The organism is Castellaniella sp. (assembly GCF_034675905.1).
In the GTDB taxonomy this organism is placed as follows: domain Bacteria; phylum Pseudomonadota; class Gammaproteobacteria; order Burkholderiales; family Burkholderiaceae_B; genus Castellaniella.
In genome coordinates this window covers 708,382-722,284 of sequence record NZ_JAUCCV010000010.1, presented here as the reverse complement: position 1 = coordinate 722,284, position 13,903 = coordinate 708,382, and the positions used below count along the sequence as shown (strand labels likewise).

14 protein-coding genes are annotated in these 13,903 nt (G+C 56.0%); 10 read left to right on the top strand and 4 right to left on the bottom strand.

Annotated features, from left to right (window positions below; translation table 11 throughout):
- Positions 1–71 precede the first annotated feature (71 nt).
- Genes VDP79_RS13665 through VDP79_RS13655 form a run of 3 tightly spaced genes read left to right on the top strand, consistent with a single transcriptional unit; the run spans position 72 to position 2,901 of the window.
- Entirely contained in the window at positions 72–857 is a 786-nt protein-coding gene (locus VDP79_RS13665) for a hypothetical protein (RefSeq protein WP_323018712.1), read from the top strand.
- Between the two features lie 41 nt (positions 858–898).
- Positions 899–1,564: a response regulator transcription factor gene (locus VDP79_RS13660; protein WP_323018711.1), complete on the top strand. Its 666-nt coding sequence runs from the start codon at positions 899–901 to the stop codon at positions 1,562–1,564.
- A complete protein-coding gene (locus VDP79_RS13655; RefSeq protein ID WP_323018710.1) occupies positions 1,540–2,901 on the top strand; it encodes an ATP-binding protein in 1,362 nt (453 codons plus the stop codon). The genes VDP79_RS13660 and VDP79_RS13655 overlap by 25 nt, the downstream gene beginning before the upstream one ends.
- On the opposite strand, the gene VDP79_RS13650 is transcribed toward VDP79_RS13655, so the two are convergent.
- Together VDP79_RS13650 and VDP79_RS13645 are read right to left on the bottom strand one after the other, a co-directional pair.
- Entirely contained in the window at positions 2,867–3,466 is a 600-nt protein-coding gene (locus VDP79_RS13650; RefSeq protein WP_323018962.1) for a class I SAM-dependent methyltransferase, read from the bottom strand. The two genes, VDP79_RS13655 and VDP79_RS13650, sit on opposite strands and share 35 nt — an antisense overlap.
- 138 nt (positions 3,467–3,604) lie before the next feature.
- Entirely contained in the window at positions 3,605–4,285 is a 681-nt protein-coding gene (locus tag VDP79_RS13645; protein ID WP_323018709.1) for an isoprenylcysteine carboxylmethyltransferase family protein, read from the bottom strand.
- 282 nt (positions 4,286–4,567) lie between these two features.
- Here VDP79_RS13645 and VDP79_RS13640 point away from each other — a divergent pair, with 282 nt between their 5' ends.
- A complete protein-coding gene (locus VDP79_RS13640) occupies positions 4,568–6,184 on the top strand; it encodes a methyl-accepting chemotaxis protein (RefSeq protein WP_323018708.1) in 1,617 nt (538 codons plus the stop codon).
- Positions 6,185–6,253: 69 nt separating this feature from the next.
- Positions 6,254–6,448 carry a hypothetical protein gene (locus VDP79_RS13635; protein WP_323018707.1) on the top strand — a complete coding sequence of 65 codons (195 nt, stop codon included), beginning with the start codon at positions 6,254–6,256 and terminating at the stop codon, positions 6,446–6,448.
- On the opposite strand, the gene VDP79_RS13630 is transcribed toward VDP79_RS13635, so the two are convergent.
- Entirely contained in the window at positions 6,449–7,069 is a 621-nt protein-coding gene (locus VDP79_RS13630; RefSeq protein ID WP_323018706.1) for a Fic/DOC family protein, read from the bottom strand.
- 82 nt (positions 7,070–7,151) lie between these two features.
- Here VDP79_RS13630 and VDP79_RS13625 point away from each other — a divergent pair, with 82 nt between their 5' ends.
- Positions 7,152–8,201, top strand: coding sequence for a metallophosphoesterase (locus VDP79_RS13625; RefSeq protein ID WP_323018705.1), 1,050 nt, complete (start codon positions 7,152–7,154; stop codon positions 8,199–8,201).
- A gap of 330 nt (positions 8,202–8,531) precedes the next feature.
- On the opposite strand, the gene VDP79_RS13620 is transcribed toward VDP79_RS13625, so the two are convergent.
- Positions 8,532–9,704, bottom strand: a complete 1,173-nt coding sequence (locus tag VDP79_RS13620; protein ID WP_323018704.1) for a methionine aminotransferase — start codon at positions 9,702–9,704, stop codon at positions 8,532–8,534.
- Between the two features lie 272 nt (positions 9,705–9,976).
- Here VDP79_RS13620 and VDP79_RS13615 point away from each other — a divergent pair, with 272 nt between their 5' ends.
- The 4 genes from VDP79_RS13615 (at position 9,977) to VDP79_RS13600 (ending at position 13,883) form a co-directional block, all read left to right on the top strand.
- Positions 9,977–10,183: a cold-shock protein gene (locus VDP79_RS13615; RefSeq protein WP_323018703.1), complete on the top strand. Its 207-nt coding sequence runs from the start codon at positions 9,977–9,979 to the stop codon at positions 10,181–10,183.
- A 313-nt stretch (positions 10,184–10,496) separates the two neighbouring features.
- Positions 10,497–12,413: a tRNA uridine-5-carboxymethylaminomethyl(34) synthesis enzyme MnmG gene (gene mnmG, locus VDP79_RS13610; RefSeq protein ID WP_323018702.1), complete on the top strand. Its 1,917-nt coding sequence runs from the start codon at positions 10,497–10,499 to the stop codon at positions 12,411–12,413.
- Positions 12,410–13,087: a 16S rRNA (guanine(527)-N(7))-methyltransferase RsmG gene (gene rsmG, locus VDP79_RS13605; RefSeq protein ID WP_323018701.1), complete on the top strand. Its 678-nt coding sequence runs from the start codon at positions 12,410–12,412 to the stop codon at positions 13,085–13,087. The genes mnmG and rsmG overlap by 4 nt, the downstream gene beginning before the upstream one ends.
- Entirely contained in the window at positions 13,074–13,883 is an 810-nt protein-coding gene (locus tag VDP79_RS13600; RefSeq protein ID WP_323018700.1) for an AAA family ATPase, read from the top strand. The genes rsmG and VDP79_RS13600 overlap by 14 nt, the downstream gene beginning before the upstream one ends.
- Positions 13,884–13,903 lie beyond the last annotated feature (20 nt).

The following is a 13,903-nucleotide window of genomic DNA, read 5'->3' as shown; positions in this document are numbered from 1 at the left end:
CTCAGGCTCATCTAAGTCTGCATCCGTAGCCTCTCCGGCATGTCTATTCCTGACATCGCCGGAGATTCACCATGCAAGACGTTCTCGATTTCAACCATCGCAAGGCTGCCAGCCGCCTGATCAAGGTTCCGGCCGTCGCGCTTGCTTTCTGGATCATCAAGATCCTATGCACCACCGTCGGGGAAACCGGTGCTGATTATCTAGCCTTCAATGCCGGCTGGGGGCCGGGCATGACCGATGCCATCATGGCCTTGTTGCTGATCACGGCTTTGACCATCCAGCTGCGCAAACCACACTACACCCCCTGGATCTACTGGCTGACCGTTGTACTGGTCAGCATCGTCGGCACGCAGATCACCGATTTTTTGACCGACCACCTGGGGATCAGCCTGGCCGTGAGCACCCCCATCTTCGCCGGACTGCTGATGAGCATTTTTGCCATCTGGTACCGGACGGAACACACGCTATCCATCCACGACATCGTGTCGCGCCGCCGGGAACTGTTCTACTGGGCTGCGATTCTATGCACCTTCGCCCTGGGAACCGCCGCCGGAGACCTGGCCACCGAGGCGCTGAACCTGGGCTTCGCCTGGGGCGCCGTCGTATTCGGCGCGCTGATCGCGCTGTCTTACGGCGCCTGGCGCCTGGGCGGCAACGCGGTGCTGACGTTCTGGCTGGCTTATATCCTGACCCGCCCCTTCGGGGCAGCGCTGGGAGACCTGCTGACGCAAGGCAAGGCGGACGGCGGCATGGGCATGGGCGCCTCTTGGACCAGTGCGTTGTTTTTGGCCATTATCATCATGCTGGTCACGCTCGAACAATTCAATGCCGACACCGAGACGTTCGAAACCGATTGAACAATCCGGTTTATCCTTGGGCCGAAGGAACAGGAAATCCCATGCGCGTACTCTTGATCGAAGACGACCTCATGATCGGCCAGGTTGTTCACGATGCCCTGCAGGATGCCGCCTATGCCGCCGACTGGGTGCAAAACGGACAGACAGCGTTGGATACTCTGGCCATGCAGCACTACGATCTGGTCCTGCTGGATCTGGGGCTGCCCGGCAAGGACGGCCTGGAAGTGCTGGAAGTCCTGCGCGCCCGCCAGAACATGGTTCCCGTCCTGATCATCACGGCCCGCGACGCACTGAATGAGCGCCTGAGGGGTCTGGATGCCGGCGCGGACGACTACATCCTCAAACCTTTCGATATGGCCGAATTGCTGGCCCGGATGCGCGCCGTCATTCGGCGTCAGAGCGGCCAGGCCAGCCCGGTGCTGGACAACGGCGTCATCACGCTGGATCTGAGCACCAAACAGGCAAACACCCGAGACGGCGCGGCCTTGCAGCTGTCTGGCCGCGAGTTTTCCCTGCTGCAAGCGCTGCTGATGCGGCCCGGCGCTATCCTGTCACGATCTGAATTGGAAGACCGCCTGTACGGCTGGGGCGAAGAAGTCGAAAGCAATGCCATCGAATTCCTGATTCACGCCTTGCGGCGCAAGTTGGGCCACGATGTGATCCGCAATGTCAGGGGAGTGGGATGGATGGTTTCAAAAAACGGCTGAATACCTCGCTGCAATTTCGGCTGTCCTTCATCCTGTCCATCATCATCGCCGCCGTCGCCGTCATCGCCGGCGTGTTTTCCTTTTCCTCGACGCTGGACGAAACCAACGAGCTGCAGGACGATGTGCTGTATCAGATCGCCGAACTGATGGATCAGCAGCACCTGATTCTGGCGCCGGACAGCGCATCCACCAGTCTGGCTGACGGCGACGACGATTCGTACATCATCATCCAGCGTCTGGCATCACCCATCACTGAGCCCCCCAGATCCACCAGCCAACATCCTCTGCTGCTGCCCATTGACCTGAGCGATGGGCTGCACACCCTGAAATCGCATGGCAGCACGTACCGCGTGCTGGTCAAAACCCAGCCGTCCGGCGAACGCATCGCCATCGCCCAGGAAGCCGATTTCCGCGACAAGATCGCCCGTGAAAGCGCCCTGCGCACCCTGATGCCTTTCTTGATTCTGATGCCGATCCTGCTGCTGATCGTCACTCACCTGGTTCGCCAGATGTTCCAGCCGATCGCCGGGCTTTCCAGAGAAATCGACCGGCGTTCGTTCGAGGACCTGCGTCCTGTGCCGGACCACCATCTGCCCACGGAAGTCCGTCCGTTCATCATCGCCATCAACCGCCTGTTGATCCGATTGGCCCGATCCCGCGAAGCCCAGCGCCGCTTCGTCGCTGACGCCGCTCACGAACTGCGTTCCCCGATGACAGCGTTGTCTCTGCAAGCCGAACGCTTGGACGAGTCCGACCTGCCGCCAGTCGCCCGCGAGCGGCTGACTGTCTTGCGCCAAGGAATCCAGAGGGGCCGCAACCTGCTGGACCAGCTGTTGAGCCTGGCCAAGGCGCAATCAGCCGCCGAGCCGGAGCCATCCCTGGTATCCATCCCGACGCTATACCGCCGCGTACTGGAAGACCTGATGCCGCAAGCACAGGCCAAGCACATCGACCTGGGCGTCACATCCGTTTCCGACATCCAGACGCAAACCAATGCATTGGATCTGAGCACGCTGATCAGGAACCTGGTCGACAATGCCATCCGCTACACCCCGGCAGGCGGCCGGGTTGATCTCTCGGCTTGCGTCAGGGATGACATGATCGAACTATGTGTTGTCGACACCGGCCCCGGGATACCGCTCCAGGAAAGAAAACGTATTTTCGATCCGTTTTACCGGATACTGGGCACGGAGCAGCTTGGGTCCGGTCTGGGGCTGGCGATCGTCAAAACCATCGCCACCCGCCTGAACGCCGACATCGCCTTGGGTTTCTCGGACGCTGCCGCTCAAACAGGGCTGAAAGTCACAATCCGTCTACGGCAGAATGCACCCGCCTGAAGGTCCGCACCCGGGCGGGCGGCAGATTCAACCAGGCGTAATGATCCGGCTCTTCGGCAAAGCCGGCGAACAAGTCGGCATCACTGCCCCACAAGGCATAAGTGAACTGCACCAGCCGGCCATCGGCTGCCAGGCACTGCCGCCACTGATCCAGAACCGCCGCCACCACATCGGCCGGCAAAGATCGCAACGGCAGGCTGGACACGATCGTATCGACGGACGCGTTGGCCGGCAGCAAGGATTCCAGATCGGCGGCATCCCCGCCGACCACCGTCAAGGCCGGAAAACGATGTCGCAGATGCTGCACGAAAGAAGGGGATCGTTCCACTACCCACAGCCGTCTGGCGGAAATACCCCGATCCAATAGCGCCTGCGTCACGGCTCCGGTGCCGGCGCCCAATTCCACCACCAGCCCATCGCCCGACAGAGGAACCTGCGCTGCCATTCGGCAGGCCAATTGTCTGGAGCTGGGCCAGACCGCCCCGATAGATTCGGGATTGTCGAGCAGTTCCCGTAGGAAAAGCCCCGGCGAAACGGTTTGTACCAATCCCGCCAGCCGATGCATGTCCGCCTGATAACGCGCCTGGTATTGGCGCAAATTCTGCACCAGCGGAATGGCGCCGATATTTCTGTTCTTTCGCATGCAGGTCCCCGGTGTCCAGCGGTCAAGAGACTACTCAAGCAAATCTAGGTATGACTTAGGTCAGAACAGAAAAAAGTATACATGCACCCACCCCGCCTGTTGAGCCGCTTCGATGGCTTCAAAGACCGGAATGGATAAAAAATATGGCAGCGCATCCCGCACGGTTTTCCAGACGCCGTGCAAATCCACCGTGACGTGCTGAGGCGATTGCCACAAAGACCACTCAGGCAGGAATTTCGGCGTCCGCTGGCAATAAGCGGCATAACTTTCGCCGAATGCCTGGCGCAACAGGATTTCTTCCTCGCCGACGATCCAATAAAAAATCAGGCCTGCCAATCCCATCAGCACCAGCCCCACCACCAGACTGCCGGTCTGCAAACCAATCCCGAAAACCGCCAAGATGGAAAATACATATAACGGATTGCGACTGACCGAATACGGGCCTTCAGCCACCAGATCCGCACCCTTGCGCCCCCCCAGATACAGCATGCAAGCGCAGCGCCCCAGCACCGCCAGCACCAGCAGCGCAAGACCGGTCCACTCCAACCCTTCGTTCATCCAACCGGACTGCGGCCACGCTGAACCGATCCAGGGCAGCACGGCAATCGCCAAAACGGCCAGTACACCCAGAGCACGCCGACGCCGCACCTGCGCCTGGGCCAGATGCGCCCAGGTCGCGTCCAGCGACGATTTTTCTGCCTCTCCGCCCAGCAAATCAGTATCCACAGAAACACGTCCCATCTCAGCACCCTGTTGAAACCGGCTCAAGCGGCCGATCGGTGATAACAGTACACAGTGATTCTTAGTTGAACCTTAGGGGAAGCCGGGCTTTCCACGGTTTTTATAGGGCTAAAACGGACAGACAATAAAAATATTTGCATCTTTGTATCAAAGGATTACTATTGGCATATCTGGTGAATTACAAACACTTGAATGAATAACACCCACATTCACCAGAAAGTAGCTGTAATACGACGATAAGGCCAACACAAGACATCATCCTGGATGTCAAGAAGGGGGCGTATGCGTAACAACCAGCCAATCACTCAAAAAACCTATCCATACCCGGCTGATCAGACACTGATCTCGATCACAGACACCAAGGGCCGGATTACGTATTGCAACGACGATTTCATCCGCGTCAGCGGCTACACCAAGGAAGAACTTCTGGGTCAGCCGCACAATATTCTGCGCCATCCAGACATGCCCGAAGAAACCTTTCGTGACTTCTGGGCCACCATCCAGGCAGGCAATCTCTGGAGCGCCCTGATCAAGAACCGCCGTAAAGACGGCGACAGCTACTGGGTGCGGGCCAATGCCACCCCCATGCGTAACGGCGATCAGATCGTCGGCTATCTTTCCGTTCGCACGCTTCCCAGCGATAGCGAAATCGTCGCCGCAGAACAACTGTTTACCACTATGCGCCAGGAAGCTGAATCTGGTCGGTTACGTCACCGGTTCCAAAACGGTGTGCTCTATCGAACCGGACTTTTCGGCCGTCTGAACAGCATCCTTCATCCGGGATGGAAGGGCAAAGCCATCTTGCTGGCCTTGCTGGCTGTCTCCGGCCCCCTTATCGCTGCGGGCCTGGGGATGCCCTTATGGACGCAGATCGCCGCTGGCGCAGGCACGGGGCTGCTGGCCTGGCTGGGCATAACCTATCTGCTGATCAAACCGATAGACCGTGTTGCCGAAGTCGCCCGGTTATTGGCCAGCGGCGATTTATCCGAATTCATTTCGGTTGCCGACTTCCAGAATGAAAGCAAACTGATCCTGCCCATCAACCAGCTGGCCTTGATCATCCGCACCGTCATGCGTGATGTGCGCCAATTCCTGTCGACCGACGCCCATAAGCTGGGTGAACACACACAGGAAATGGTCGCACGCACGGAACAACAGGCGGCAGGCCTGCAAAAATCCGCGACAGCCATGGAACAGATCAGCAGCGCGGTGCGGCAGACGTCCGAGATGACCAAAACCGGCACGCAGATTGCCAGTGAAACGACCCACGCCGTCCAGCGCAGCCAGGAAACCGTCAAAGCACTGACCGAAGTCATGAAGGGCATCACTGAATCGTCCCACCATATCGGCGATTTTGTCCGCGTCATCGAATCCGTGGCCTTCCAAACCAACATCCTGGCCCTGAACGCCTCGGTCGAGGCTGCCCGCGCCGGAGAAAACGGCCGCGGCTTTGCCGTCGTGGCATCCGAGGTTCGCTCCCTATCCCAGCGTACGGCGAATGCTGTCCAGGAAATCCGCAGTCTGATCGAAGAATCCGGAATCCGGATCGCTCAGGGCGGCAAATCCACCGAAGAAGTCCAGACGCGGATGAATGAAGTCGTAACGGCCGTTACCCGCCAAAGCCAGATCCTGCAGGAAATCGATCTGGCCGCCCAGGAGCAGACTGGCGGCATACAGGAAGTCAGCTCAGCTTTGCAACAGCTTGATCAAATTACTCATCACAATGCGCAAATGGCCGAAGACCTGGCTGGCGTCTCAAAAAACATGAATCGAAACGCAGACGCCTCGTTGGATAACATTCGAGTCTTCCGCCTGTCAACCAAAGACGTGACGCACGCAGAAACCGACGCCGTGGCCTTGCGCCGCGCCGGCAAACAGGCACTGGCGCTAACTGCCTGAAAACCACGAAAAGGGGTATCAAAACATTTGAAATCAGACACTTCAGCATGAAGCGCAGTATAATGAGACATGCTTTCCAGCACCCTGTCTCCAGTTCCTGACCTGCTGTCTGCGGCGCCTGTCGTAGACCTGCGCCGCATCCTCCGGGCCGTTGCCAGTTCGACGGCCATCGAAACCGGCCAGGCAGTCCACGAACTCGAATCCCAACTGCAATCCGACAGCCGCTTTCCCACGTTGGAACTGGCTGCTCCCACGCTCGCCTGACTACAGCCCGTATTCGGGCACAATACGGTCCACCCAGGTTTTCATCGCTTGATAATCCCCCATCAAGCCTGTCTGGATGGCCTGGATGTACAAATCCCTGTTCGATTCCCAAAGACTGTAATCCAAGGGTCCCACCCCGGCCTGGACCGCCATGACATCGGCCAGCAGGCGTGAAATTCTGCCGTTACCTTCTCGAAAAGGATGAATCAGGATGAATTCCACATGGGTCAGGGCAATCGCATCGACCAGATCCGAACGCCTCATGCCAAAACACGGCGTATAACGATCCAGGTAACGCCTATCAAGATCCTCAAGCAAAGCTGGTATGCGATCAGCCGCCGCAAAAGGAAACCCGTCTTTGCTCATATTGACGGACCGCTCGTAACCCGCCCAGGCGTAGACATTACCCAGCCAGCGCCGGTGCCATTCCCGGATCAGGCGAACCGTGATAGAGCCCTGGGGAGGAGACTGTAAAACACTGATGTACAGCTTGCGCAGCAGCATCAGTTCGGCATGATTTATATCGTCGCGCACCACAATGCCCAGCTTGTTCTTCAGGACTTCGCCGTTCGACCCTTCCTGGTAGCTGTTCTGCCATCCGCTGATCTGGTACCGGTTCATCAGAACTTCTCCTGCAAAGCCCATAAGGCAACCCCGGATACTGCCCATTGTCCTCAATCCCCACACGAAGGAAAATAGGGATATGAACCCAACACTTGTCCACACGCTTGCCGAACAACCTCTGGCCATCATCGGCGACATCCACGGGGAAATCCAGGCGCTGAACGCCTTGCTGGATCACCTGGATCATCATCCCCTGCTGAAGAACAGACGCCTGGTATTCATCGGAGACCTGTGCGATCGCGGCCCCGATAGCGTGGCCGTCATCACCCGAGTGCGCGAACTGATCGATCAGGGGCGAGCGCTGGCCATTCTGGGCAATCACGAAATCAATCTGCTGGCCAACGATGCCAAAGACGGATCCGGCTGGTTCTTCGACAGCCGTGAAACACCTGACACTCCTCACTACGCTCCCTTTACCCGGGCAACGGCAACCCAACGCCCCGAAATTCGCGATTTCTTCTGCAGCCTTCCCTTGGCGCTCCGCATGCCGGGCCTCAGAATCGTCCACGCCGCCTGGGATCCTGTCGCGATCGAGTCCATCGCCCAGGTTCCTTTAGGGAACATCCTGACACTGATCCATGAATGGGATTTACGCATCCAGAAGATGGCCGAGGAAAACGATCTAAGAGCCCGCTACATTGCTGAACGCGAACGCTGGGCCAGAGAACTGGAAGACCCGAACAACCCTCCGCCCTATCTGGATGCAGTCGCTGATTTCGAATTTCTGCAGCAACGCTTCAATCCCATCAAACGCATGACTTCCGGAATCGAGGCCCGCAGCGCACAGCCCTTCTATTCCGGTCACCGCTGGCGCTATTCTGACCGCATCGCTTGGTGGGACCAGGATCCAGACCCAACTCCGGTGGTCGTCGGCCACTACTGGCGCCTGTTCCAGCCGCCCAAACAGCCGGATGCCTGGCGCTATAGCCGTCTATTCCAGAACATCACCCCAACTGCCTGGCACGGATCCCAGCGTCAGGCCTACTGCATCGATTATTCCGTCGGCGCCCGTTGGAATGAGCGCCAGCAACAGAAAAGCACCAACACCACACAGTACCGCCTGGCTGCCTTGCTATGGCCAGAACGGCAATTGGTCTTTGATGACGGCCAACAGCTGCCAACCACATAGGGCCATCTGGCCCAGAAGCACCTAAAACCAACAGATATCTACGGCTGACAACAAACAATCAGGCTGTGGATAAGTAGAGAGGACGCTTCCTGTGCATGTTCTGTGGATAGGGTATGAACAAATTGGGCTTTCACGAGAGTTCAAAAAAATGTCCCCAATCGATTCCCCGACTAAGCACAATGTAATCCACTCCGAAAAACAACGTAACTATTTGATTTACATGACATAAACAAGTTGTTCCAGTTATCCACAGACACCCATTAGTCTTATCAGTTAGATATAAAAGATAGAAATAAACAGAAGGCTTGCCACCAGCCGGGCAGGAACCCGCTACAAGCCAGCAAGTCTTTCAATAGCGGCATCCAACGTGGTATCCTGCTTTGCGAAACATAGACGTAGCAGATGATGGTTCGCCAGGGGCGAAGACGGTTCCGGATAGAAAGCCGATACGGGAATCGTTGCTACACCTGCTTCGCGTGTCAGCCGGATGGCCAGTTCTTTTTCCGATGTTTGCCCCAGGGCTTGCGTGTCCGCCAGCAAAAAGAATGTGCCTTCGGATGTTAAAGGCCTTAGTTTTGTAGAAGCCAAGCCGTGCATCAAACGGTCCCTTTTTTTCTGATAAAAGGCGGATAAAGTTTGAACGGTTTGGGACTGCTTCAGATATGCGGCAATGCCGGCTTGAAACGGTGTATTGACGGAATACACGGAATATTGGTGAATCTTGCGGATTTCCCTGGAAATTTCGACTGGTGCGCAGCAATAGCCGATTTTCCAGCCGGTGGCATGCAGCGTCTTGGCAAAAGACGATATCAGCACGCAACGCGCCGCCAGCACAGGTCTGGATACTGGGCTGACATGCGGCCTTTCATCGAAAACAATATGTTCGTAGGCCTCGTCTGACAAAATCAGAAACGGATGCCGTGCTGCAATCTGCTCTAACGCATCCAAGTCCTCCTCGCGCAATGTCAATCCGGTGGGATTATGCGGAAAATTCAAAACCAACAACCGTGTTTGTTGATTGATCGCATCGGCAATTGCATCCCAATTTAAGGAAAACCTGGGATTTCCTGCCGTGGGAGGATTCATCGGCACATGAACGGGGTGTCCGCCAGCCAATGTGACAACTGGCGCGTACAGATCGTAAGACGGATCAATCAGAACGACACTGTCTCCAGACTGCACCAGCGCCAGAATGCTTGAGGTCAGCGCTTCTGTTGCACCAGATGTGACTGTAATTTCAGCATTGATGTCGTAGGAACGGCCTTGGTGTGCAATAACCTTGTCGTGAATAGCCTGGCGCAGCGCCGGAACCCCTGTCATGGGAGCGTATTGATTGGATCCTTGCTGAACTGCCTGGCAAACCGCGTTCAACAATTCATTGTCTGGCTGAAAATCCGGGAAACCCTGCCCCAGGTTGATGGCATTCAATTGTTGAGCCAACTGACTCATTTCACTGAAAATGGTGTCGCCCACCAAAGGAAGTTTAGATTTTATATTTGTCATGAATGTTGGATTTAAAATACTGTTTTATAAAAATCAATAATTATTTATGCACGAGATAGCCGGCACGGATACAATCTCGACCTAGGGAAAACTATGATTTGACTTTTGACCAAGCGTGGTTATTCTCCCTGTTGCAATGCAATTCAAGCAGCACGAATGTCTCGCAGTAGGCTTGCCCTGTCGCTCACCGCTACTCAGGCACGATCTGTTCCGTTTCCTTGTTCTTGATTCATTGTTGTTTTCTTTCTTTTATATTTAGGACGTACCTGATCATGGCTCAAACGGGCAAAGTCAAATGGTTTAATGCTGAAAAAGGTTTCGGCTTCATTACTCCGGATGCTGGCGGTTCTGACGTGTTTGCTCACTTCTCCGCTATCGAAGGCCGCGGCTACCGCAGCCTGAACGAAGGGCAAGTAGTTGAATTCGAAGTCAAGGATGGCCCCAAGGGCCCCCAGGCAGCTGAAATCCGACCGCTGTAAGTTTTAGCGAAAGATTTCGAAAGGCACTCTTTGAGTGCCTTTTTTGTTTCCGCGATGAAATAAGTTGTACGCGGTTTTCCCATACTTGTCCACAAACTTATCCCCAGATGTTCATTCTAAGATGTTCCACGTGAAACATCAGGGTCGAGAATTTGGGAAGCTTTTGGAAATTCATTTATGTTTCACGTGAAACATAAATGAGTGAGTTGAGGATTGCGGAACAAGTCAATGTAAAGTTGTTCCACGTGAAACAATCATCGTTTATCAATGGATGAGGACGTATAATGTCCTTGAATCTCATCCATCCTTTCCCATGAATTACTCCAAAGAATTTGATGTTCTCGTCATCGGCGGCGGCCATGCGGGGACTGAAGCTGCATTGGCAGCCGCCCGTATGGGTGCTGGTACTCTTTTATTGACCCATAATATGGATACCTTGGGCCAGATGTCCTGTAATCCGTCCATTGGTGGGATTGGTAAAGGGCATCTAGTCAAAGAAGTCGATGCCTTGGGCGGGGCGATGGCGCTGGCAACAGATTGTGCGGGTATCCAGTTTAGAATTCTGAATCGTTCAAAGGGGCCTGCAGTCCGTGCGACACGAGCGCAAGCTGATCGTTCTCTTTATCGCCGGTCTATTCGCATGCTGCTGCAAGCGCAGCAGAACTTGATGATTTTCCAACAGTCAGTAGATGATTTGGTTTTGGAAGGTGATCGGGTGGTGGGTGCAAAAACGCAAATTGGTTTGGTTTTTCGTGCCAAGACCGTTGTGCTGACAGCCGGAACTTTTTTGAATGGTCTTATGCATGTGGGTTTGTCTCACTATGCAGCCGGTCGAGCCGGGGATCCCCCGGCTACCAGCTTGGGTCACCGGCTTAAAGAGTTGAACCTGCCGCAAGGGCGCTTAAAAACGGGTACACCTCCGCGGATTGACGCCAAGACAATTGATTTTTCAAAGACGGATGTGCAGCCTGGGGATCTGGACCCTGTGCCTGTATTTTCATTTTTGGGTAATGCAGATATGCACCCGGAGCAGGTGCCGTGCTGGATCACCCATACGACCGAGCGATCCCATGAAATCGTGCGATCCGGCTTGGATCGGTCACCCATGTATAGCGATCAGGGAACCATAGAGGGAATTGGTCCGAGGTACTGTCCGTCGATAGAAGACAAGATTCATCGCTTTGCAGATAAGGCCAGTCATCAGGTTTTTTTGGAACCAGAAGGGGCATCGTCATGCGAAATTTATCCAAACGGAATCTCGACCAGCTTGCCTTTTGATATTCAATATGCTTTGGTCAGAAGCTTGCCTGGTTTGGAAAACGCGCAGATCATGCGCCCGGGCTATGCGATCGAATACGATTATTTTGATCCCCGGCATCTGCATGCCTGGTTAGAGACCAAGGCAATCCACAATCTGTTTTTTGCAGGCCAGATCAACGGGACGACGGGGTACGAAGAAGCTGCTGCACAAGGCCTGTTGGCAGGAGCCAACGCTGCGTTGCGATGCCGAGGACAGGATCCTTGGATCGTGCCGCGCCAAGAGGCCTATCTAGGTGTTTTGGTGGACGATCTTGTTACTCAAGGTGTTACAGAACCTTACAGAATGTTTACGTCGCGTGCGGAGTACCGGCTGAGCCTGCGTGAAGACAATGCCGATCAACGCCTGACGGAAATAGGTCGACAGTTGGGTCTGGTTGATGATGTGCGCTGGGATGCCTTCAGTCGCAAGCGCGATGCCGTTGCGGCTGAGATCCAGCGCCTGCAAGAAACACGGATCAATCCGGTCGTTCTGGGCGCCCATGATCGTGAACAGCTTTCCCTGCTGCATCAGGATCGGCATCCCAGCCTGCTGGATCTGCTGAAGCGGCCGGATGTGAATTATCAGCAGCTCATGTCGCTTTGTGATGCCGATGGCGCAGTGCTGGCCGGCCCAGGATTGGCGCAAGCCGATCAGATCGAGCAATTGGGCATCCAGGTGAAGTATGCCGGCTACGTAGAACGCCAGCGCCTGGAAATCGATCGCCAGCGTGCGCAGGAAAATCAGCCGATTCCGGATGACTTCGATTATGAATTGATCCCCGGTCTGTCCACCGAGGTTCGTCAGCGGCTGAAGACCTCCCAGCCTGCGACAGTTGGTCAGGCCGGCCGGGTGTCAGGCGTGACGCCGGCTGCGATCTCTCTGCTGCTGGTGCATCTGAAACGGGCCCAGCGACGCCCGAAAGCAGCATGAAGCCGGACTTTCCCTCGTTCAAGGACAGTCTGGCCGCCGCGCTGCAATCCCTGGGCATGTCTCAGGATCTGGACCGAGCGGATGTATTGTTGGCTTACCTGCAGCAGCTGCATCATTGGAACAAGGCTTACAACCTGACGGCTGTGCGCGACCCTGCGGATATGTTGGTGCAGCATGTCTTTGACAGCCTGGCGGTCGTGCCGGAACTGCGCAGCCGTCAAAACGGGCGGGATCTCCGGGTCGCGGATATGGGGTCTGGCGCAGGTTTACCGGGTATCATTCTGGGCATTTGCCAGCCGGATTGGACGATCTTCTGTGTGGACGCCGTGGGCAAGAAAACAGCCTTTGTCCGTCAGGCAGCCGGGGTGTTGGGTCTGAAAAACGTACAGGCTGTCCATGGCAGGATTGAATCCCTGGATAGTCTGCAGGCTGATGTCGTGATTTCCCGCGCCTTTGCCTCGCTCGGTGATTTTGTTCGGGTCGCAGGGCATCATCGGGCGCCTCAGGGAGTGATGCTGGCCATGAAGGGCCAGTATCCGCACGAAGAAAGCCAGGCCCTGGAATCGGCCACCGACTGGGCCGTGAAGTCTTGGGTGGCGTTGCATGTACCAGGAATGGATGCGCAACGCTGCCTGCTGGAACTCGGATTGAAGGAACCTCATGACTGTCGATAGCCAGAAACCCGTCGCCCGTATCTTTTGTATCGCCAACCAAAAGGGCGGTGTGGGCAAGACCACGACCGCCATCAATCTGGCTGCAGCTTTGGCTTTGCATGGGCAGCGCGTGCTGTTGGTGGATCTGGATCCCCAGGGCAATGCGACCATGGGCAGCGGTATCGACAAGAACGGCGCAACGGTCAATCTATACCAGGTCTTGATTGGCGAGACCGGGGTTGCAGACGCGCGCATTCGGTCGGAATCCGGCAACTACGACGTGCTGCCGTCCAATCGGGAACTGTCCGGCGCTGAAATCGACTTGGTCGGGATGGACAACCGGGAAACCCAGCTGAAGCTGGCGTTAGCGCAGGTTGCTCAGGACTACGACTTCATCCTGATCGATTGTCCGCCGACCTTATCGCTGCTGACGCTCAATGGCCTGGCGGGCGCGCATGGCGTCATCATTCCGATGCAGTGCGAATATTTTGCACTCGAAGGCCTGTCCGACCTGGTCAATACCATCAAGCGCGTGTATCGAAATCTGAATCCGGCGCTGGAATTGATCGGTTTGCTGCGCGTCATGTTCGACGCCCGGGTCACGTTGCAGCAGCAGGTATCGGAACAGTTGGAATCGCATTTCGGCGACAAAGTATTCAAAACCGTCGTGCCGCGCAACGTGCGTCTGGCCGAAGCCCCCAGCCATGGCATGCCAGGGGTGGTCTACGACAAATCCTCCCGCGGGGCCAAGGCCTATCTGGAATTCGGCGAAGAACTGATCCGCCGCGTCGGCGGGCGCATTCGCCGCGCTGCCTGATCGGGCTCCGTCACACTGAA